General features: G+C 65.8%; 17 protein-coding genes and 1 other RNA gene. 17 read left to right on the top strand and 1 reads right to left on the bottom strand.

Annotation, left to right across the window (positions count from 1 at the left end; all coding sequences use genetic code 11):
* Window positions 1-58 precede the first annotated feature (58 nt).
* The 16 genes from rnpB to lpxC all read left to right on the top strand — a co-directional run bounded on the left by rnpB (window position 59) and on the right by lpxC (window position 17,557).
* An RNA gene (gene rnpB, locus RA164_RS13380) (RNase P RNA component class A) lies at window positions 59-425 on the top strand.
* A gap of 307 nt (window positions 426-732) precedes the next feature.
* Complete coding sequence (gene mraZ, locus RA164_RS13375) at window positions 733-1,179, top strand: division/cell wall cluster transcriptional repressor MraZ (RefSeq protein ID WP_329741337.1); 447 nt, start codon at window positions 733-735, stop codon at window positions 1,177-1,179.
* Between the two features lie 45 nt (window positions 1,180-1,224).
* Complete coding sequence (gene rsmH / locus RA164_RS13370) at window positions 1,225-2,160, top strand: 16S rRNA (cytosine(1402)-N(4))-methyltransferase RsmH (RefSeq protein WP_329741336.1); 936 nt, start codon at window positions 1,225-1,227, stop codon at window positions 2,158-2,160.
* Entirely contained in the window at window positions 2,157-2,429 is a 273-nt protein-coding gene (ftsL, locus tag RA164_RS13365) for a cell division protein FtsL (protein WP_329741335.1), read from the top strand. Before rsmH ends, ftsL begins: the two co-directional genes overlap by 4 nt.
* Window positions 2,426-4,240: a peptidoglycan D,D-transpeptidase FtsI family protein gene (locus RA164_RS13360; RefSeq protein ID WP_329741334.1), complete on the top strand. Its 1,815-nt coding sequence runs from the start codon at window positions 2,426-2,428 to the stop codon at window positions 4,238-4,240. Before ftsL ends, RA164_RS13360 begins: the two co-directional genes overlap by 4 nt.
* A complete protein-coding gene (locus RA164_RS13355; RefSeq protein ID WP_329741333.1) occupies window positions 4,237-5,727 on the top strand; it encodes a UDP-N-acetylmuramoyl-L-alanyl-D-glutamate--2,6-diaminopimelate ligase in 1,491 nt (496 codons plus the stop codon). The genes RA164_RS13360 and RA164_RS13355 overlap by 4 nt, the downstream gene beginning before the upstream one ends.
* Window positions 5,724-7,091 carry a UDP-N-acetylmuramoyl-tripeptide--D-alanyl-D-alanine ligase gene (locus RA164_RS13350; protein WP_329741332.1) on the top strand — a complete coding sequence of 456 codons (1,368 nt, stop codon included), beginning with the start codon at window positions 5,724-5,726 and terminating at the stop codon, window positions 7,089-7,091. The genes RA164_RS13355 and RA164_RS13350 overlap by 4 nt, the downstream gene beginning before the upstream one ends.
* Entirely contained in the window at window positions 7,081-8,163 is a 1,083-nt protein-coding gene (mraY, locus tag RA164_RS13345) for a phospho-N-acetylmuramoyl-pentapeptide-transferase (protein ID WP_329741331.1), read from the top strand. Before RA164_RS13350 ends, mraY begins: the two co-directional genes overlap by 11 nt.
* Complete coding sequence (gene ftsW / locus RA164_RS13340; protein WP_329741330.1) at window positions 8,163-9,401, top strand: putative lipid II flippase FtsW; 1,239 nt, start codon at window positions 8,163-8,165, stop codon at window positions 9,399-9,401. Before mraY ends, ftsW begins: the two co-directional genes overlap by 1 nt.
* Window positions 9,398-10,474 carry an undecaprenyldiphospho-muramoylpentapeptide beta-N-acetylglucosaminyltransferase gene (murG, locus tag RA164_RS13335; RefSeq protein WP_329741329.1) on the top strand — a complete coding sequence of 359 codons (1,077 nt, stop codon included), beginning with the start codon at window positions 9,398-9,400 and terminating at the stop codon, window positions 10,472-10,474. Before ftsW ends, murG begins: the two co-directional genes overlap by 4 nt.
* The gene (murC, locus tag RA164_RS13330; RefSeq protein WP_329741328.1) at window positions 10,471-11,913 is read left to right on the top strand and encodes a UDP-N-acetylmuramate--L-alanine ligase; all 1,443 of its coding nucleotides are present in this window, start codon (window positions 10,471-10,473) and stop codon (window positions 11,911-11,913) included. The genes murG and murC overlap by 4 nt, the downstream gene beginning before the upstream one ends.
* Window positions 11,910-12,860: a D-alanine--D-alanine ligase gene (locus RA164_RS13325; RefSeq protein WP_329741327.1), complete on the top strand. Its 951-nt coding sequence runs from the start codon at window positions 11,910-11,912 to the stop codon at window positions 12,858-12,860. The genes murC and RA164_RS13325 overlap by 4 nt, the downstream gene beginning before the upstream one ends.
* The gene (locus RA164_RS13320; RefSeq protein ID WP_329741326.1) at window positions 12,857-13,591 is read left to right on the top strand and encodes a cell division protein FtsQ/DivIB; all 735 of its coding nucleotides are present in this window, start codon (window positions 12,857-12,859) and stop codon (window positions 13,589-13,591) included. Before RA164_RS13325 ends, RA164_RS13320 begins: the two co-directional genes overlap by 4 nt.
* Before the next feature lie 10 nt (window positions 13,592-13,601).
* Window positions 13,602-14,834 (top strand): cell division protein FtsA, encoded by a 1,233-nt coding sequence (gene ftsA, locus RA164_RS13315; protein ID WP_329741325.1) that lies wholly within the window; start codon window positions 13,602-13,604, stop codon window positions 14,832-14,834.
* Window positions 14,835-14,978: 144 nt separating this feature from the next.
* The gene (ftsZ, locus tag RA164_RS13310) at window positions 14,979-16,160 is read left to right on the top strand and encodes a cell division protein FtsZ (RefSeq protein ID WP_329741324.1); all 1,182 of its coding nucleotides are present in this window, start codon (window positions 14,979-14,981) and stop codon (window positions 16,158-16,160) included.
* Window positions 16,161-16,642: 482 nt separating this feature from the next.
* The gene (gene lpxC, locus RA164_RS13305; protein WP_329741323.1) at window positions 16,643-17,557 is read left to right on the top strand and encodes a UDP-3-O-acyl-N-acetylglucosamine deacetylase; all 915 of its coding nucleotides are present in this window, start codon (window positions 16,643-16,645) and stop codon (window positions 17,555-17,557) included.
* 205 nt (window positions 17,558-17,762) lie between these two features.
* Here lpxC and RA164_RS13300 read toward each other — a convergent pair whose 3' ends face one another.
* Window positions 17,763-18,245: a DUF721 domain-containing protein gene (locus tag RA164_RS13300; protein WP_329743554.1), complete on the bottom strand. Its 483-nt coding sequence runs from the start codon at window positions 18,243-18,245 to the stop codon at window positions 17,763-17,765.
* A 28-nt stretch (window positions 18,246-18,273) separates the two neighbouring features.
* Here RA164_RS13300 and RA164_RS13295 point away from each other — a divergent pair, with 28 nt between their 5' ends.
* The gene (locus RA164_RS13295; RefSeq protein ID WP_329741322.1) at window positions 18,274-19,203 is read left to right on the top strand and encodes a M23 family metallopeptidase; all 930 of its coding nucleotides are present in this window, start codon (window positions 18,274-18,276) and stop codon (window positions 19,201-19,203) included.
* Window positions 19,204-19,275 lie beyond the last annotated feature (72 nt).

Below are 19,275 nucleotides of genomic sequence, written 5' to 3'. Positions count from 1 at the left end.
GGATCGCCGGCATGCGTTGCCGCGCTTTCCGGCATGCCGCTCATCTATACTTGTCGGCGGAGTCGGCCGGACAGTCGCGTCGCGCGCAAGCGCGTCGAGGAAAGTCCGGGCTCCACAGGGCAGGGTGCCAGGTAACACCTGGGCGGCGCGAGCCGACGGCCAGTGCAACAGAGAGCAGACCGCCGAACGGCATCTCCGGATGTGCGTGGTAAGGGTGAAAGGGTGCGGTAAGAGCGCACCGCATGCGGGGTCAACGTCGCATGGCACGGTAAACCCCACCCGGAGCAAGACCGAATAGGGGAACGATAACGCGGCCCGCGTTGTTCCCGGGTAGGTTGCTGGAGCCAGATGGCGACATCTGGCCGAGATGAATGACTGTCGCGTCGCAAGGCGCACAGAACCCGGCTTACAGGCCGACTCCACCTCATTCCCTTTCCGCAGTCGCGTCAGTGGTCCATGGATCACCGACGCGGCTGCGACCGGGAGTGGATGTCCGGTTCAGTCGGTCGCGTGTCCGATGCCGTTTCGAAGCGAACGCGAGAGCTTGATGCGATTCGCAAAAAATCCCTGTCATTCAAGCACCTTTGCAAGCTTCCTAGAAATGGCTGGAATTTTGGCCATACCTTCGCCTTTCCCTTTGATTCACAAAGAAAAATCGCTTGACAGTCTCATGGGGCGAGACTATCGTGGCTTTCAGTGTGAAATCGTGGGAATAAGTGGAGTCATTGCGTCGTGTTCCAGGGCGAAACTGCCATCACCGTCGACGACAAAGGTCGTCTGGCCATCCCGACGGCCTATCGGGAGCTGGTCACGGGTGCGTGCGGCAATCGCCTGGTGATCACCTACAACCCGTTCGAGGCGGGTTGTCTCTGGCTTTTCCCCCATGACGAGTGGGAGCGGGTGCGCGATCAGGTCAATGCGTTGCCGAACGTCAAGTCCGTGCATCGCGCCCTGCAGATGAAGCTGGTCGGTGCGGCGGCGATGGTGGAGCCGGACGGTGCCGCGCGCATCCTGCTTCCTGCCAGCCAGCGTGCGACCACGGGTATCGAGAAGAAGGCGGTGCTCCTGGGCATGGGTAACAAGTTCGAGCTTTGGAGCGAACAGGCCCACCTGGCCAAGATCCGCCAGACGATCGGCGAAGACGACATCAGCGACGACATGGCGGGCCTGCGCCTGTAAGCGGGCGCGGCGGGTGGACACGATATGGGTACGGGAGGGTGCGGCATGGCCGAGTTGCGGCACATCCCGGTGATGCTGGGCGAAGCGGTGGAGGGGCTTGCCGTGCAGGCAGGTGGGCGTTATCTGGATGGCACATTCGGACGCGGCGGTCACGCGCGCGCCGTGCTGTCGCGCCTGGGGCCGGACGGCCGCCTGCTGCTGATGGACCGCGACCCGCAGGCGATTTCCTGGGCGCGCGAAACCTTTGCCGATGATCCGCGCGTGTCGATCCGCCATGCGAATTTCGGGACGCTGGCCGAGTGGGACGAAACCGCGGCGGGGCTGGACGGCGTGCTGCTCGACTTGGGCGTGTCGTCGCCGCAGCTGGACGAGGCTGCCCGTGGTTTCAGCTTCATGGCCGATGCGCCGCTGGACATGCGCATGGATACCACCCAGGGCGAGGGTGCGGCGGATTTTCTGGCCCACGCCGACGAACGCGAGATCGCCGACGTGCTGTGGCGTTTCGGCGAGGAGCGATTCAGCCGCAAGATCGCACGCAGCATCGTCGAACGCCGTGCCGAAGCGCCGATCACCCGTACCGGCGAACTGGCCGCGCTGATCGAGCGCGTGCTGGGGCGGCGCGAGCCCGGCAAGCATCCGGCCACCCGCAGTTTCCAGGCACTGCGCATCCGCGTGAACGGTGAACTGGATGCGTTGCATGCCGGACTCGAAGCGGCGCTGGCGCGCCTGAAGCCCGGTGGACGGTTGGCGGTGATCAGTTTCCACTCGCTTGAGGATCGCGCGGTCAAGCATTTCATCCGCGACCACGAGGGGCGCGTGCAGGGCAGCCGGCGTGGACCGCCGGTGGCGGCGCGTCCGGCCGAGATGGCTGCCGTGGGCAAGGCCCGCTTTCCGTCTGAAGCCGAGCTGGCCGCCAATCCGCGTGCCCGTTCGGCGGTGCTGCGCGTGGCGACGAAGCTGCCCGCAGGCGGTGCCGCATGAAAGTGGTCGGCGTCGCGCTGCTGCTGATGCTGCTGGGCGTCACCATGGTCACCGCGATCGGCGTGGTGTGGACGCGCCAGCAGAGCCGTGCGCTGTTCATGCAGCTGACCCAGCTGCAGAACCGGCGCGATGCGCTGAACATCGAATACAACAAGCTTGAGCTGGAACAGGCGACGTGGGCCGAGCCACGGCGAATCGACAGCGAGGCGCGCAGCCGGCTGGGCATGCTCACGCCGCTGCCGCAGGACATTCGGCTGGTGACCGAATGAAGCGGCGCGAACAGCATCCAGCGAAGCCGACGGGACGCCGCCGTGCCACGCCGCCGAGTGCGCGTCGGCGCATGGTGCTGGTGGTGACCGTGCTGGTGATCGCCTCGCTGGGGCTGGTGGCGCGTGCGTTCGACCTGCAGGTGATCCAGAACCAGTTCTATCAGGACCAGGCCGACGCCCGCTTTCTGCGCGAGGTGAAGATTCCGGTCTCGCGCGGCACCATTTTCGACCGCAACGGCGACCCGCTGGCCGTGTCGACGCCGATGGTGTCGATCACGGCGGTGCCGGGGCAGGTGCTGCAGAACGCCGACCGCATCCCGGCCCTGGCAAACGCACTGGGCATCGACCCGGATCGCCTGCGGCAGTACCTCGAGCGCCGCTCCACCCGCGACTTCGCCTATCTGCGTCGGCAGATGAATCCCGAGGCGGCCAAGGCCGTGCTGGCTCTGGATATTCCCGGCGTCAACGGTCAGCGCGAATACAAGCGCTACTACCCGTCCGGTGGCGTCACCGCGCATGTGCTCGGGTTCACCAACATCGACGACCGTGGCCAGGAAGGGCTGGAGCTGGCGTTCGACAGCTGGTTGTCCGGCAAGCCGGGTGCCAAGCGGGTGATTCGCGACCGCCAGGGCCACATCGTGGAGGACGTAGACCTGCTGCGTGCGCCGCAGCCGGGCAAGAACCTCACGCTCAGCATCGACCGGCGCATCCAGTTCCTGGCCTACAACGAGCTGAAGAACCAGATCGAGAAAAGCCAGGCCGATTCGGGTTCGATGGTGATCCTGGATGTGGCGACCGGCGAGATCCTGGCGATGGTCAGCCTGCCCACGTTCAATCCCAACGACATCAACGACAGCACCGCTGCCGAACGTCGCAACCGCGCGGTGACCGACGTGGTCGAGCCGGGTTCGACGATGAAGCCGTTCACGATGGCGGCGGGCCTGTCGAGCGGCAAGTACACGCCGACGACTCCGGTGATCAACGTCAACAACGGCAACTGGTACTTCCAGGGGCACGACATCCGCGACGACGAGGCGGAAAGCCAGCTTACGCCGACCGGCGTGCTGACCAAGTCGAGTGACATCGGTGCCGCCAAGATCTCGCTGTCGCTGGGTCCCGAGTATGTCTACAACACCTATCGCGCGTTCGGGTTCGGCGACACCACGCAGAGCGGTTTTCCGGGCGAGTCGTCCGGTTACCTGAAGGTGTGGCGCAACTGGCGGCCGCTGGAACAGGCCACTATGGCCTTCGGCTATGGCCTGAATGTCACCGCGCTGCAACTGGCCAACGGCTACGCCACCTTGGCCGATCACGGCGTGATGCACGACCCCACCTTCATCAAGGGCGACGACAATCCGGGCAAGCAGATCGTTGCGCCGCAGGTGGCGGACGAGATCGTGCGCATGCTGGAAACCGTCACCCAACCCGGCGGCACCGCCACGCGGGCAGAAATTGCCAACTACAGCGTGGCCGGCAAGACCGGCACGGCGCACCAGGCGATTCCCGGCGGCTACGCCAAGAACCACTACAACGCCTTGTTCGCGGGCATCGTGCCGGCCAGTGCTCCACGGCTGGTCGGTGTGGTGGTGATCAACAATCCGGAGAAGGGTGGGTACTACGGTGGCCTAGCTGCGGCGCCGGTATTCCAGAAGGTGATGACCGGTGCGCTGCGCCTGCTCGACATTCCGCCGGACAACATCGGTCGCTGGTACGTGGGCGGGCCGAAGATCAGCAACGGTGGCCTGGCCGGCAGCGTGCCGCCGCCCGATCCGTCCGGTGGCGCATCGGCGAAAGAAGGGGTAGGCCCATGAACGGCCAGCGCCTCGATCAGCTGTTGCATGGGATCGCCGACGCCGGAGTGCACGGCGATCTCGTCGTGAACGGCTTGTGCCTGGATTCGCGCCGGGTGGGCACGGGTGACGCGTTTTTCGCGCTGCGCGGCAGTCGTGGGCATGGCATCGACTTCGCGCAGGGCGCGGCCGAGCGAGGTGCCCGCGTGGTGCTGGCGGAAGCGCCGGCTGGCGAGCTTCCGCCCCTCGCCGTGCCGGTGTTGTGGATCGACGGCCTGCACGAGCGCGTCGGTGAAATCGCCGCCCGTTTCTTCGGCCAGCCGACATCCGGGCTGCACGTCATCGGCGTCACCGGGACCAATGGCAAGACGTCGACGGTACAGCTGCTGGCACAGGCGCTGACCTTCCTGGGCCATCCTACGGCAACCATCGGCACACTCGGGGCCGGCATGCATGGCGAACTGCGCGAGGGCGAACGAACGACGCCGGACGCGATCAGTGTGCAGGGCCTGCTGGCCTCGTTTCGCGATGCCGGTGCCACGCACGTGGCGATGGAGGTGTCGTCGCATGCCCTGGATCAGGGGCGCGTGTCGGGCGTAGCGTTCGAGGCGGCGGCCTTCACCAATCTCACCCGCGATCATCTCGATTATCACGGCAGCATGCAGGCCTATGGCGAAGCCAAGGCCAAGCTGTTCGCCTGGCCGGGCCTGAAGGCGGCGGCGATCAATGTCGACGATGCCTTCGGTCACACCCTGGCGGAACAGCTGCCGTCCGGCGTGCGTGCCCTGCGCTTCAGCGCGTCCGGTACCGCAGGAGCTGACCTTTCGGCGCATGCCATCACTACATCGGCCGAAGGGATTGCCTTCGAACTGCATACGCCGTGGGGAACCCGGGCGATCCGAAGCGCCCTGCTTGGACGCTTCAATGTCGACAATCTGCTCACGGTCGCCGCCTGCCTGGGTGCACTGGGCGAACCGTTCGAGCGCATCATCGAGGCGCTGGAATCGCTGCAGCCGATCAATGGACGCATGAATCGCCTGGGCGGACGCGACGGCCTGCCGCTGGTCGTGGTCGACTACGCCCACACGCCGGATGCGCTGGAGCAGGCGCTGAGCGCATTGCGGGCGCACTGCGAAGGCCGCCTGATCTGCGTGTTCGGCTGCGGTGGCGAGCGCGATGCGGGCAAGCGTCCGCAGATGGGCGCGATCGCCGAACGCCTGGCCGACCTGGCGATCGTCACCGACGACAACCCGCGTGGCGAGAATGGCGATGCCATCGTGGCGCAGATCGTGGCTGGCATGACCCAACCTGGCGATGCACGCGTCGAGCGCGATCGTGCCGCCGCGATCGGTCAGGCACTCGGCATGGCGCGCACGGGCGACGTGGTGCTGATTGCCGGCAAGGGACACGAGACCTATCAGGAAGGTGCCGACGGCAAGCGCCCGTTCGACGACATGGCGGTGGCTGCCACCGCGCTGGACAAACTTCCTGTGGAGCGACACGCATGATGCGCCTGAGCGCGATTGCCCTGTGGACCCATGGCCGCCTGCTCGGCGCCGACGCCGAAGTCACCGGCGTGGCCATCGATACGCGCAAGCTGAAGGCGGGCGACCTGTTCGCCGCGTTCAAGGGCGAACGCGTGGACGGGCACGACTATCTGGCTGCAGCGGCCGCGGCCGGCGCGACGGCCGCACTGGTCTCGCGCAAGGTCGATGTGGATCTGCCGCAGGTGCTGGTCGACGACGTCGAGGCTGCGCTCGGCGACCTGGCCAGCGCGGTGCGCGCGCAGCGTCAGGCGCGGGTCATCGGTATCACCGGCTCCAACGGCAAGACCACGGTCAAGACGCTCACTGCGTCGATTCTGTCGCTGCACGGCCGTACCCATGTCAATACCGGCAGCTACAACAACGAGATCGGCCTGCCGCTGACCCTGCTGGCGATGCCGGAAGACACCGAATACGCGGTGCTGGAGATGGGCGCGGGCAAGCCGGGCGACATCGCTTACCTGGCCGCCATCGCGCGGCCCGATATCGGCCTCGTCAACATCATCGCGCCGGCGCATCTTGAGCGTATGGGCAGCGTGGAAGTCGTGGCCGAGACCAAGGGCGCGCTGTACCAGGCGCTGCCTGCGGATGGTGTGGCCATCATCAATGCGGACGACGCCTTCGCCGGCTCCTTTGCGGGTTGGGCCGGCTCGCGGCGGATCCTGCGCTTCGGCCTGGAGCATCGGGCGGATGTGGGCGCCGACATCGTCGAGCAGCGTGCGGATGGTTCCGTGTTCGTGCTGAGCACGCCGTCGGGCGATGCCGAGGTCCGACTGGGCCTGCCGGGGCGTCATAACGTGGCCAATGCGCTGGCGGCCGCGTCCATCGCGCTTGCGCTGGACGTGCCGCTCGACGTCATCGTCAAGGGGCTCGAGCGTGCAGCGCCGGTCGAGGGTCGGCTGCGTCGCGAGGCGATGCCCGGCGGCTGGATGCTGGTCGATGACAGCTACAACGCGAATCCCAGCTCGATGGCGGCTGCCGTCGACACGCTGGCTCTGGCCGCCGGCGAGCGCTGGCTGGTGATGGGCGACATGGCCGAACTGGGCGCCGATGCGCACGCGCTGCATGCAGGGGTGGGTGCACGTGCACGCGAAAAGGGCATCGACCGGTTGTTCGCCACCGGGCCGCTGAGCGCGGCTGCGGTCGACGCGTTTGGTGCGGCCGGCGAGCACTTCGCCGACAAGCCGACGCTGATCGAGGCACTGGAGAAGAATCTGCACGAGGGCGTGACCTGTCTGGTCAAGGGTTCGCACTCGTCGGGCATGGAACAGGTTGTGGCCGAGCTGAAGCGCCACGCACTAGGGGAGGGCGCCGACAATGCTGCTTGAACTCGCGGAATGGCTGGCGCGCTACTTCACGGCGCTGCACCTGTTCCAGTACATCACCTTCCGCACGATCATGGCCGCGCTGACCGCGCTGGCGATCTCGCTGCTGCTGGGGCCGGGACTTATCAACAAGCTGGCCGCGCTGAAGGCCGGCCAGGTGGTGCGCAGCGACGGCCCGCAGACCCATCTGGTGAAGGCGGGTACGCCGACGATGGGTGGGGTGATGATCCTGCTCGCCGTAGTCGTGTCGACGCTGCTGTGGGGAGACCTGCACAACCGCTATGTCTGGACGGTGCTGGCCGTGCTGGTGTGTTTCGGCGCGGTCGGGTTCTACGACGACTACAAGAAGCTGGTGCTGAAGGACAGCCGTGGGCTGGCATCGCGCTGGAAGTATTTCTGGCAGTCGGTGTTCGGGCTGGCGGCGGCGGTGTTCCTGTATCGATCCGCGGTGCTGCCGGCGGAGACGGCACTGTTCGTGCCGCTGTTCAAGCACGTGGCGATTCCGCTGGGCATGTTCTTCGTGGTGACCGCCTACTTCATGGTGGTGGGCTTCTCGAATGCGGTGAACCTGACTGACGGCCTGGACGGTCTGGCGATCATGCCGACGGTGCTGGTGTCGGGTGCGCTGGGCCTGTTCGCTTACCTGGCCGGCAACAAGGTGTTCTCGGAATACCTGGGCATACCGTCGATACCGGGCGCTGGCGAGTTGTCGATCCTGTGCGGCGCGCTGTCCGGTGCCGGGCTCGGCTTCCTGTGGTTCAACACGTATCCGGCGCAGGTGTTCATGGGCGACGTGGGCGCACTGGCGATCGGTGCCGCACTGGCGGCGATCGCGGTAATCGTGCGGCAGGAAATCGTGCTGATCGTGATGGGCGGCGTATTCGTGCTGGAAACCGTCTCGGTAATGATCCAGGTCGCCAGCTTCAAGCTCACCGGCAAGCGGGTGTTCCGCATGGCGCCGATCCATCACCACTTCGAGCTCAAAGGCTGGCCCGAGCCGCGGGTGATCGTGCGCTTCTGGATCATCAGCGTGGTGCTGGTGCTGATCGGCCTTGCGACGCTGAAGGTGCGCTGATGGGCATCTTCGACACCACCCAGGCCAAACGCCGGACCGGCCCGCGCGGCAGCTACGACCAGTGGCTGCTGATCGGGCTGATCGGGCTGGCCTGCGTGGGCGTCGTGATGGTGGCGTCCAGCTCCATCGCGGTGGCGGCCAGCCAGCATATCGGGGAGTTCTACTTCCTGAAGAAGCACCTGCTGTTTCTTGGCATCGGCCTGGTGGCGGCAGGCGTGGCCATGCGCACCGAGCTGCGCGTGCTGGAGAAGTTCGCGTTCCCGCTGTTGGCGTTGGCGTTCATCCTGCTGCTGGCTGTGTTCGTGCCGCACTTCGGCATGCGCATCAACGGCGCGCATCGCTGGTTGAATCTCGGCATCACCAGCTTCCAGCCGGTGGAAGCAGTGAAGCTGGTGCTGGTGATCTACATGGCCAGCTACCTGGTGCGTCACCGCGAGAGCATCGAGACCCGTTTCCTGGGCCTGATCAAGCCGCTGCTGGTGGCTGGCGTGATCGTGCTGATGCTGCTGGCGCAGCCGGATTTCGGCTCGGCCATGCTGGTCATCGCGGTGACCATCGCGATGGTCTGGCTGGGCGGCGCGCGGCCGCTGTTCCTGTTCCTGATGGGGCTGCCGCTGATGCCGGCGCTGGTGGTCGCAGCGACCAGCGAAAGCTATCGCATGAAGCGCCTGACCACCTTCCTGCATCCCTGGGACCACCCGTTCGACGATGGCTTCCAGCTTACCCAGTCGCTGATGGCGGTCGGTCGTGGCGAATGGACCGGTGTCGGGCTCGGTTCGAGTGTGTTGAAGTTGTCCTACCTTCCCGAGGCGCATACCGACTTCATCTTCGCCGTGATCGGTGAAGAGCTGGGTCTGGTCGGCATCCTCTCGGTGATGGCGCTGTTCGCACTGGTCGTGGGGCGCGGCCTCTACATCGGTCTGAAGGGTGTGGAGGTGAACCAGCGCTTCGCCGGTTATGTAGCCTTCGGTATCTCGCTAATGATCGGCCTGCAGGCGCTGGTCTCGATCGGCGTGAACCTGGGGGCGCTGCCGACCAAGGGCCTGACCCTGCCGCTGATCAGTTACGGCGGTTCGTCCATGGCGCTGACCTGCGCGATGGCGGGCGTGCTGCTGCGTGCCTCATGGGAAATCAGTCGCGCGGTCGATGCACGGCAGGGTTCGCACCGCGTGGCCGTGGCCAATGTCGCGACAGACGAAACCGAAGCGGCCGGCATGCCTGAGGCGGAGGCCGCATGAGCAAGGACCAGCGCCCCGTGCTGATCATGGCTGGCGGTACCGGTGGCCATATTTTCCCGGGTCTTGCCGTGGCCGAAGTGCTGCGCGCGCGTGGCGTTCCGGTGGCCTGGCTTGGTGCCGTCGGCGGCATGGAAACCCGGGTGGTGCCGTCGCACGGCATCGAGTTGCATACCGTTCCGGTCGGTGGCCTGCGCGGCAAGAGCTGGAAGACGCGGGTGACGGCACCGCTGATGCTTGCGCGCGCCCTGCTTGCGTCGTTGCGCGTGCTGCGCCGACTGCAGCCGCGCAGCGTGCTGTCGATGGGCGGCTATGCCGCAGGACCAGGCGGTGTGGCCGCACGCCTGCTGGGTCGACCGCTGCTGGTGCATGAACAGAATGGCGTGGCCGGTTACACCAACCGAAAGCTGGCGTCGCATGCGAAACGCGTACTGGCCGGTTTCGAGGGCGCATTGCCGCAGGCCGAGTGGGTAGGTAACCCGGTGCGTGCCGCCATCGCGGCCTTGCCTGCGCCGGGCGTACGCATGGCAGCACGCGACGGGCGACCGACCCTGCTGGTGCTTGGCGGTAGCCTGGGTGCCCGCGCGCTGAACCTGTCGGTGCCGAAGGCGCTGGCAGAACTCGCGCCGGAGCGCCGTCCGCAGGTGCTGCACCAGTGCGGCGCACGCGGACTCGACGAGGCACGCGAGGCGTACGCAAAGGCCGGTGTCGAGGCCGAGGTCGTGCCGTTCGTGGACGACATGGCGGCAGCCTATGCGCGCGCCGACCTCGTGGTCTGTCGTGCCGGTGCGCTGACTGTCGCCGAACTGGCCGCAGCGGGTCTGGGCGCGATACTCGTGCCGTTCCCGCACGCGGTGGACGACCACCAGACACGCAATGCCGCGGCGCTTGTCGCCGTGGGTGCATCCGAACTGATCCAGGAGCGCGATCTGGACATCACCCGACTTGCGCAGCGCCTCGACGCGCTGCTGCACGACCGCGCGCGCCTGCGCGCCATGGCCGAAGCGGCCCGTACGCTGGCCAAGCCCGATGCGGCGGCCAGCATTGCCGACGCCTGTCTGGAGGTGGCTGCATGACGCCGCGCCGACTGCTGGCCCACGAAGACCTGATGACGACCTTCCGCCGGGTCCATTTCATCGGCATTGGCGGCGTGGGCATGAGCGGCATTGCCGAGGTACTGCACAACCTGGGCTATGCCGTGTCCGGTTCGGACCGCGCCAATTCCGCGACTGCGCAGCGCCTGGCCGGGCTCGGCATCGACGTGCGCATCGGTCACGAGGCGGCGCATATCGAAGGTGCCGACGTGGTCGTCACCTCGAGTGCGATCAAGGCCGACAATGCCGAGCTGATGGCGGCCCGGGCCGAACGTATTCCGGTGATTCCGCGGGCCGAGATGCTGGGCGAGCTGATGCGCTTCCGGCGTGGCATTGCCATCGCCGGCACGCATGGCAAGACCACCACCACCAGCCTGGTCGCCAGTGTGCTGGCCGAGGCGGACTACGATCCGACGTTCGTGATCGGCGGCCAGCTCAACGCCGCCGGTGCGAATGCCCGGCTGGGCACCGGACAGTATCTCGTCGCCGAGGCCGACGAGTCGGACGGTTCGTTCCTGCTGCTGTCGCCGGTGATTGCCGCGGTGACCAATATCGACGCCGATCACCTGGAGAACTACCACGGTGATTTCGCCGAGGTGAAGAAGGCTTTCGCCGACTTCCTGCATCGCCTGCCGTTCTACGGACTGGCCGTGCTGTGCATCGACGACGAAGAGGTCGCCGCGCTGGCGAAGGACACCACGCGCCGCGTGATGACCTACGGCATCGACGCGGCGGATGCCGATGTGCGTGCGGTCAACCTGCGCCAATCCGGCTTCGAGATGCATTTCGACCTGCTGCTGCCAGGGCGGCCCGAGCCGTTGCCGGTGACGCTGAATCTGCCCGGCCGGCACAACGTGCTGAATGCGCTGGCGGCCGCCAGCATCGGCTGGCAGCTGGGCGTGGAAGCCGGCGCGATTGCCCACGCACTGGCGAATTTCGAGGGTGTGGGGCGACGCTTCCATCGTCGCGGCGAACTGGCGCTGGACCACGGTCACGCGCTGCTGGTGGACGACTATGGTCATCATCCGCGTGAACTGGCTGCGGTATTCGCCGCCGTGCGTGGCGGTTGGCCGGAGCGCCGGCTGGTGGTGGGCTTCCAGCCGCACCGCTACAGCCGCACGCGCGACCTGATGGACGACTTCGCGAATGTGCTGGCCGATGCCGATGTGCTGGTATTGACGGATGTCTATCCGGCCGGCGAGGCGCCTATCGCCGGTGCCGATGGCCGCGCACTGGCACGTGCGGTACGCGCGCGCGGCAAGGTCGACCCCGTGCTGGTGGAACATCCGCGCGACCTCAAGGACACCCTGCCGTCGCTGCTGCACGACGGTGATCTGTTGCTGCTGCTGGGCGCTGGCGATATTGGCACCGCAGCGGTCGAGCTGGCGAAGGCCGGCGTACTGAAAACGAGCAAGACATGAACAGGACGATTACCGATCCCGCACAGTTCGGACGCGTTGCCGTGGTGATGGGCGGCAGCTCGGCCGAGCGCGAGGTGTCGCTGGACTCCGGGCGCAATGTGCTGGCGGCGCTGCAGGCGCGCGGCGTGGACGCGCACCCCATCGACGGCATTCCCGCGCTGCTGGATGCATTGCGCGCCGGCCACTTCGCGCGTGTGTTCAACATCCTTCATGGCCAGCACGGTGGTGGCGAGGACGGCGTGCTGCAGGGTGCACTGGAATCGCTGCATGTGCCCTATACCGGTTCGGGCGTGCTGGGCTCGGCATTGTCGATGGACAAGACCCGTTCCAAGCGCGTATGGCAGTCGCTCGGCCTGCCCACCCCGGTCTTTGTCGCGTTGCCGCGCGGCGCCGGTGCCGATGCCGTGCATGCGGCGGCGCGACAGCTCGGGTTTCCACTGATCGTGAAGCCGGCCTGCGAGGGTTCCAGTGTTGGTGTCACGCGGGTGTTCGAGGAAAAGGATCTCGCCGGCGCCGTCGCGCTTGCCGCGGAATATCCCGGTGACCTGCTGATGGAGACTCTGATCGAGGGTGACGAGCTGACCGTGGGCATCCTGGGACGCGAAGTATTGCCGTCCATTCATATCGTGCCCAAGGCTGCGTTCTACGACTACAACGCCAAGTACGTGGCCGAGGACACGCAATATCTCTGCCCCGGTCTGCGTGGCGATGCCGAGACAGAGCTGCGCGACCTGGCCTTGCACGCATTCGATGCGCTCGGCTGTAGCGGTTGGGGGCGCGTCGATGTGATGCGCGATCGCGCGGGACGCAACTGGTTGCTGGAGGTGAATACGGCGCCCGGCATGACCTCGCACTCGCTGGTGCCCAAGGCCGCTGCGGCCGCTGGCATCGACTATCAGACGCTGTGCTGGCACGTGCTGGAAACCAGCTTCGTGGAGGGTGCATGAAGGGCAGCTACCGCCTCGTTGCCTGGTGTCTGGCGGTTGCGCTGGTGGCGCTGCCGATCGTCGGCGTGCTCAACGGCTGGTTTGCCGCCAGCCGCTGGCCGGTGACCCGGCTTACCGTGCAGGCGGAGTTCCACCATGTCAGCGCCGAGCAGTTGCGTGCCGTGGTGCTGCCGCATCTGGGCAAGGGCTTCTTCGCGATGAACCTGGACAAGGTGCAGCGTGCCGTGGCGGCCTTGCCCTGGGTGGCGTCGGTGGAGGCCAGCAAGCGCTGGCCGGACACCCTGCTGCTGCGCGTGGTGGAACGCGAGCCCTTCGCGCGCTGGAACGGCGACAGCCTGATCGATCGCAGGGGCGAGGTGTTCAAGGTGGCGGATGCGTCGTCCTATACCGCGTTGCCGGACCTGCACGGTCCGGCCGACCAGATGTCGGACGTGGTCGGCTTTTATGCCGACGCCCTGAAGATGTTTGCCGGCACGTCGCTGAAAGTGGCCGGCGTGACCCTGAGCGACCGCGGCAGCTGGACCCTGACGACGGCATCGGGGGCAAGCATCGTGCTGGGCGACAGCGCACATGCCGGTGCCCGCCTGCGGCGATTCCTGGGTGCGTATGCCCAGGTCATGGCGGGCCATACCGGCACCTTCGTCTATGCCGACCTCCGCTACACGAACGGCTTTGCCGTGAAGTGGCCGACGCCTGCCCCGGGCACTGCCGCAAGCCTTCCGCGCACATGAGCACCTCACTATGAAACCGCGCAACGAAAAACAATTGGTGGTAGGCCTGGACATCGGTACCTCGAAAGTGGTGGCGATCGTCGGCGAGTACGAGCCGGGTGAGCCGATCGAGGTGATCGGTATCGGAACGCATGTCTCGCGGGGGCTGAAGCGCGGCTCGGTGGTGGATATCGAGTCGACCGTGCATTCGATCCAGCGCGCGGTGGAAGAGGCCGAACTGATGGCCGGCTGCGATATCCGTTCGGTCTACGCATCGATTTCCGGCAGCCACCTCGAAACACGCAATTCCCATGGCACCGCCGCGATCCGCGACCGCGAAGTGACGCCGGGCGACCTGGAGCAGGTGCTCGAAGCGGCCAGCGCGGTAGCGATCCCGGCGGACCGCAAAGTCCTCTACAAGGAATCGCAGGAGTACCGCATCGACGGTCAGGACGGCATCCGCTCGCCGGTCGGCATGAGCGGCGTCCGGCTGGAGGCGACCGTGCACCTGGTCACCGGTGCGGCGGCCGCGGTGCAGAACATCACCAAGTGCATCCAGCGCTGCGGCCTGTCGGTGGACGAACTGGTGCCGTCGGCGGTGGCCAGCGCCAAGTCCGTGCTCACCGACGACGAGCGCGAGCTGGGCGTGTGCCTGGTGGACATCGGTGCCGGCACCACCGATATCGCGATCTACACCCAGGGTTCGATCCGCCACACCAAGTCGCTGCCGGTGGGTGGCGACCAGGTGACCAGTGACATTGCCTACGGCGTGCATACGCCAACCGCCCATGCCGAGGAAATCAAGATCAAGTACGCCTGTGCGCTGGCCCAGCTGGCGCATGCCGAAGAAACGATCCAGGTGCCCAGCGTGGGCGATCGTCCGCCGCGCCGTCTGGCCCGGCAGTCGCTGGCGCAGTCGGTGCAGGCGCGCTACGAGGAAATTTTCGAGATGGTGCAGGACGAACTGCGCCGTTCCGGTTACGACAGCCTGGTGGCCGCCGGCGTGGTGCTGACTGGCGGGGCCGCCCGGATGGAGGGTGCGCTGGAGCTGGCCGAGGAAATCTTCCACAAGATGGTGCGCCTGGGTGTGCCGCAGCATGTCAGTGGCCTGGGCGATGTCATCGCCAATCCGCTGCATTCCACCGGAGTGGGGCTGTTGCTGCAGGGTTCGCGCGCCGGTGGCATGCGCACCAGCGTGCCGATGGTGGGCAACGTCGGCGGCGTGGTCGGCCGGTTGCGCGACTGGATTACCAAGAATTTCTGAGTGGGCGGGCATCTGCCCGGTCGCTCATGACATCTGGCGGTGCAGGACGCATCGCCATGGACGAAAGGATGCGTCCACCCCCGCGGAACGGCAGGAGCCGTCCCACGGATACAACGACAACGAAAGCTCTACGGAGGACGGGAAATGTTTGAATTGATCGAAAAAATCGCACCGAACGCAGTCATCAAGGTGATCGGCGTCGGCGGTGGTGGCGGCAACGCCGTTGCGCACATGCTCAACGCCAACATCGAAGGCGTCGAGTTCGTCGTGGCGAATACCGATGCCCAGGCCATGAAGGGCTGCGGTGGCCGCATGCATCTGCAGCTGGGCGCCAACGTGACCAAGGGTCTTGGCGCCGGCGCGAACCCCGAAGTGGGCCGTCAGGCCGCGCTGGAGGATCGCGAGCGCATCGAGGAAATGCTGGAAGGCGCCGACATGGTGTTCATCACTGCCGGCATGGGCGGTGGCACCGGTACCGGCGCGGCACCGGTGGTGGCCCAGCTCGCGAAAGAGAAGGGCATCCTGACGGTCGCCGTGGTGACCAAGCCGTTCCCGTTCGAAGGCCGTCGCCGCATGCAGGTGGCGATGAAGGGTATCGAGGACCTGTCGCAGCATGTCGACTCCCTGATTACCGTGCCGAACGAGAAGCTGCTGTCGGTACTGGGGCGCGAGGTCACGCTGCTGAATGCCTTCAAGGCTGCCAACGACGTGCTGCAGGGAGCGGTGCAGGGGATCGCCGACCTGATCACCAGCCCGGGCCTGATCAACGTCGACTTTGCCGACGTGCGCACCGTGATGAGCGAGATGGGCCTGTCGATGATGGGCTCCGGCACCGCGCGCGGCGACGATCGTGCCCAGGCCGCGGCCGAAGCGGCAATCAACAACCCGCTGCTGGAAGACGTCAACCTGAACGGCGCCTGCGGCATCCTGGTCAACGTCACGGCCGGTCCGAACCTGACTATGCGCGAGTTCGACGAAATTGGCCGGGTGATCCACGAGTTTGCCAGCGAAGACGCGACCGTGGTGATCGGTACCTCGTTGGATCCGGAGCTGAAGGACGACGTGCGCGTGACCGTGGTCGCCACGGGCCTGAATCGTGCGGCAACCCGCCAGCCGGTACGTCCGGTGGCGACGCAGCAGGTGGAAATGCGCGCCCGTCCGCGCCCGATGGTGCTGCGTACGGGTACCGGCAACGAGGTGGTCGACTACGCCCAGCCCGAGGCCGTGGCGACACACAGCACCCGGAACGAGGCGCCGGCCAAGGGTGCCGATTCCAGCTTCGACTATCTCGATATTCCGGCTTTCTTGCGCCGGCAGGCCGATTGAGGGAGGCTGCGTATCGTTGAACGAACGTCGGATTGATCTGTCTGTACACCCCGGGTGCGCCGATTCCAGTTATATGGGGTCGGATGAGGCCGGAGCTGCTGCGTGCCGGCAGCGCCGGATACGGCTAGCGGACAGATCGTCAGGCGTGCAGTCCAGCCTGCGAAGATCGTGTGAATGCAATGAGACGATGCGCCGGGATGGCGCAAGACAGGGGTGATCGGGCCATGGAGCGAATGTCCGATCTGTCCAGGGCTCCGTAACCGGCATCCCGTCCCGGTACGGAGTCCCTGCGTCGACATGCAAGTCCTTGGCTGGACTGGCGTACCTGCTCGAATCAAGAATGCGAATGGATCGCATTCGATGATGAAAGGAAAATGAAGGGTCCAACAGACTGTACGGTACGGTTTGCTTTCTCACTGGTTAAGACTGTGTTAGCATCCGCTCCCTGATTGGCTGCTGCCTACTGACAGGTACCAACAACAATGATCAAGCAGCGTACGCTCAAGAACATCATCCGGGCTACCGGCGTCGGTCTGCACACCGGCGACAAGGTCTACATGACCCTGCGTCCGGCGGCACCGAACACGGGTATCGTGTTCCGCCGCACCGACCTCAGTCCGCCGGTCGACATCTATGCGCGTCCGGACAATGTGGGCGATACGCGGCTTTCGACCACGCTGGTGAATGGCGACATCCGGGTCTCCACGGTCGAGCATCTGCTCTCGGCGATGGCCGGCCTGGGGATCGACAACGCTTATGTCGATCTGTCCGCACCGGAAGTTCCGATCATGGACGGCAGCGCGGGTCCGTTCGTGTTCCTGCTGCAGTCGGCCGGAATCGAGGAACAGCCTGTCGCCAAGCGCTTCATCCGGATCAAGAAGCCGGTGAAGGTGCAGGAAGGCGACAAGTGGGCAAGCTTCGAACCGTTCGAAGGCTTCAAGGTCGGCTTCTCGATCGAGTTCAACCACCCGATCATCTCCAAGCGCACCTCCAAGGCGGAAATCGACTTTTCCACCACGTCCTTTGTCAAGGAAGTCAGCCGGGCCCGCACGTTCGGCTTCATGCGCGACATCGAGATGCTCCGCGAGCACAACCTCGCGCTGGGTGGCTCGATGGACAACGCCGTGGTGCTGGACGACTATCGCGTGCTGAACGAGGATGGCCTGCGCTACGAAGACGAATTCGTCAAGCACAAGATTCTCGACGCCATCGGCGACCTCTACCTGCTGGGCCATAGTCTGGTGGGCGCGTATTACGCCCATAAGTCAGGTCATGAGCTGAACAACAAGCTCCTGCGCACGCTGATGGCCGACGCCACCGCGTGGGAAGAGGTCAGCTACCAGGATGATCCGGCGACTGCGCCGATCTCCTATGCGCACCCGGCACAGGCCATCTGACGCCTGATACCGCCGATGGTGGCGACACAAAGGCCGTACCCTCGGGTACGGCCTTTTGTTTTGTGATAAGAATCACGGCAGTGCTGCACTGTCGTTCACGTCATGAGCACGTCATAAGGTATCGGACGAAAAGTCCTATGGTATAAACGTCGGAACCCCTCGAGGCCGAGATTGCTTCGGGGTGTGCCGGATGCGCTGTCCTGAATCAGGTTGACGCGTCAGGCTTGGACCCAGCAGTTTCGGCGATGGATGCCAGTTCCAGGAACAGCGCCTGCAGTTCGGGGTCTGGGATGGATGTCGCGGCGGCCTTCAGGTGGAGGCCTGCGGCGGCAGAAAGCGGTTTTGACTGCTCCGGCATGCTGGCAACCGGAGGTAGGGGGGCCACTTTCACGATGACTGAGCCGGCCTGTACGCCGATGGCGTGGGCTGCGGAGAGGATTTGCGTCTGCATCAGCCGCAGCCTCGACGCCCAGGCAGGTGATGTCGCAAGGAAGACAAGGCGGTCGTTTCGCCGCTGGGCGAATCTGACCTGTTCACGCAGGGGGGGCGGCAAGGTCTGGCGCAATGCGCGATCCAGCGCATCCAGTTCGCCAGCCTGGCGGGCCAGGGCGGCGAACGGGCCGCACTCGGTGATGGACTTAAGTCCGTGACCGGTGCGTTGAGCGGCGGAGGGTGCGTCGCGCTGCATGGGGGGCAGACAATCGATGTGGAAAGACATGCAAATCATACTCGTCTCGCGTGCCAGGAAGGTGCCAAAAACACTGGATCTGGCCGATCGACGACTGCGCTGGCGCTTGCTGGGTGTGGTGGCGGCTGCCGTGCTGGGTTGCGCCGCTCTCGGTGCGGGACTGGCTCTCGCCGTGGCCAGTCCGCGTGGCCGCGCGCTGACCGAGATCAGTCATCTGCGTCAGCAGGTCAAGCAGCAGAACGGGCAGTTGGGCAAGATGCGCAGGGACGCTCAGCGCCAGCTCGATGCGCTCGCGGTCAAGCTGGGGCAACTGCAGGCCCAGTCGACCCGGCTGAATGCGCTGGGTGAGCGGCTGGCCCAAGTCGGCAAGCTCGACAATGGCGAATTCAATTTCGATCAGCCCCCGCCGGTCGGTGGCGTCGATGATTCCACCGGCAGTTACATGTTGCCGCAGGCCCTGGGCGCCAGCATCGATCAGCTGGCCAAACAGTTCGACAGCCAGCAGACTCAGCTCGATGCGCTGCAGAGCCTGCTGCTCAATGCGCGCATCGACTCGGACCTGAAGCCCACCGGCATGCCGGTGCATGGCGGTTACATCTCGTCCTACTTCGGCATGCGGCCTGACCCGTTCAACGGACGGGTGGAACTGCATTCCGGGCTGGACATCGCGGTGCCCTACGGCACTCCGGTACATGCGGTGGCCGAGGGCATGGTTACCTTCGCCGGGGTGCGCCGGGGTTACGGCAACGTGGTCGAGATCGACCACGGCAACGGCTACATGACCCGTTATGCCCACAACAGCGTGCTGCTGGTCCATCCGGGCGAGCGGGTGAGTGTGGGGCAGGTGATCTCCAAAGTCGGGATGACCGGCCGCACGACCGGTCCGCACGTACATTTCGAGGTCTGGTACAAGGGGCATGTGGTCAACCCGCTGGCCTATGTCCGCAGCCATCGTTGAGCGCGCCGGCGGCGCCGGCCTTGAAACTTCGACGCCACGCCGCCACTCCAAGACGGGTCGGGCGATGATGCG

The sequence above is a fragment of the Dyella sp. A6 genome, from assembly GCF_036320485.1.
Taxonomy (GTDB): Bacteria; Pseudomonadota; Gammaproteobacteria; order Xanthomonadales; family Rhodanobacteraceae; genus Rhodanobacter_A; species Rhodanobacter_A aluminiiresistens.
The sequence above is the reverse complement of the archived record's forward strand: the minus strand, read 5'-3'. Positions and strand labels throughout refer to the sequence as shown.

Bases quoted from the DNA above. Each gene is read 5' to 3' on its own strand.
- rsmH (WP_329741336.1), top strand. From the start codon at position 1,225: ATGGCCGAGTTGCGGCACATCCCGGTGATGCTGGGCGAAGCGGTGGAG.
- lpxC (WP_329741323.1), top strand. From the start codon at position 16,643: ATGATCAAGCAGCGTACGCTCAAGAACATCATCCGGGCTACCGGCGTC.
- ftsA (WP_329741325.1), top strand. From the start codon at position 13,602: ATGAAACCGCGCAACGAAAAACAATTGGTGGTAGGCCTGGACATCGGT.
- RA164_RS13320 (WP_329741326.1), top strand. From the start codon at position 12,857: ATGAAGGGCAGCTACCGCCTCGTTGCCTGGTGTCTGGCGGTTGCGCTG.
- RA164_RS13295 (WP_329741322.1), top strand. From the start codon at position 18,274: ATGCAAATCATACTCGTCTCGCGTGCCAGGAAGGTGCCAAAAACACTG.
- RA164_RS13360 (WP_329741334.1), top strand. From the start codon at position 2,426: ATGAAGCGGCGCGAACAGCATCCAGCGAAGCCGACGGGACGCCGCCGT.
- mraY (WP_329741331.1), top strand. From the start codon at position 7,081: ATGCTGCTTGAACTCGCGGAATGGCTGGCGCGCTACTTCACGGCGCTG.
- RA164_RS13355 (WP_329741333.1), top strand. From the start codon at position 4,237: ATGAACGGCCAGCGCCTCGATCAGCTGTTGCATGGGATCGCCGACGCC.
- RA164_RS13300 (WP_329743554.1), bottom strand. From the start codon at position 18,245: ATGCAGCGCGACGCACCCTCCGCCGCTCAACGCACCGGTCACGGACTT.
- ftsW (WP_329741330.1), top strand. From the start codon at position 8,163: ATGGGCATCTTCGACACCACCCAGGCCAAACGCCGGACCGGCCCGCGC.
- RA164_RS13325 (WP_329741327.1), top strand. From the start codon at position 11,910: ATGAACAGGACGATTACCGATCCCGCACAGTTCGGACGCGTTGCCGTG.
- murC (WP_329741328.1), top strand. From the start codon at position 10,471: ATGACGCCGCGCCGACTGCTGGCCCACGAAGACCTGATGACGACCTTC.
- ftsL (WP_329741335.1), top strand. From the start codon at position 2,157: ATGAAAGTGGTCGGCGTCGCGCTGCTGCTGATGCTGCTGGGCGTCACC.
- ftsZ (WP_329741324.1), top strand. From the start codon at position 14,979: ATGTTTGAATTGATCGAAAAAATCGCACCGAACGCAGTCATCAAGGTG.
- murG (WP_329741329.1), top strand. From the start codon at position 9,398: ATGAGCAAGGACCAGCGCCCCGTGCTGATCATGGCTGGCGGTACCGGT.
- RA164_RS13350 (WP_329741332.1), top strand. From the start codon at position 5,724: ATGATGCGCCTGAGCGCGATTGCCCTGTGGACCCATGGCCGCCTGCTC.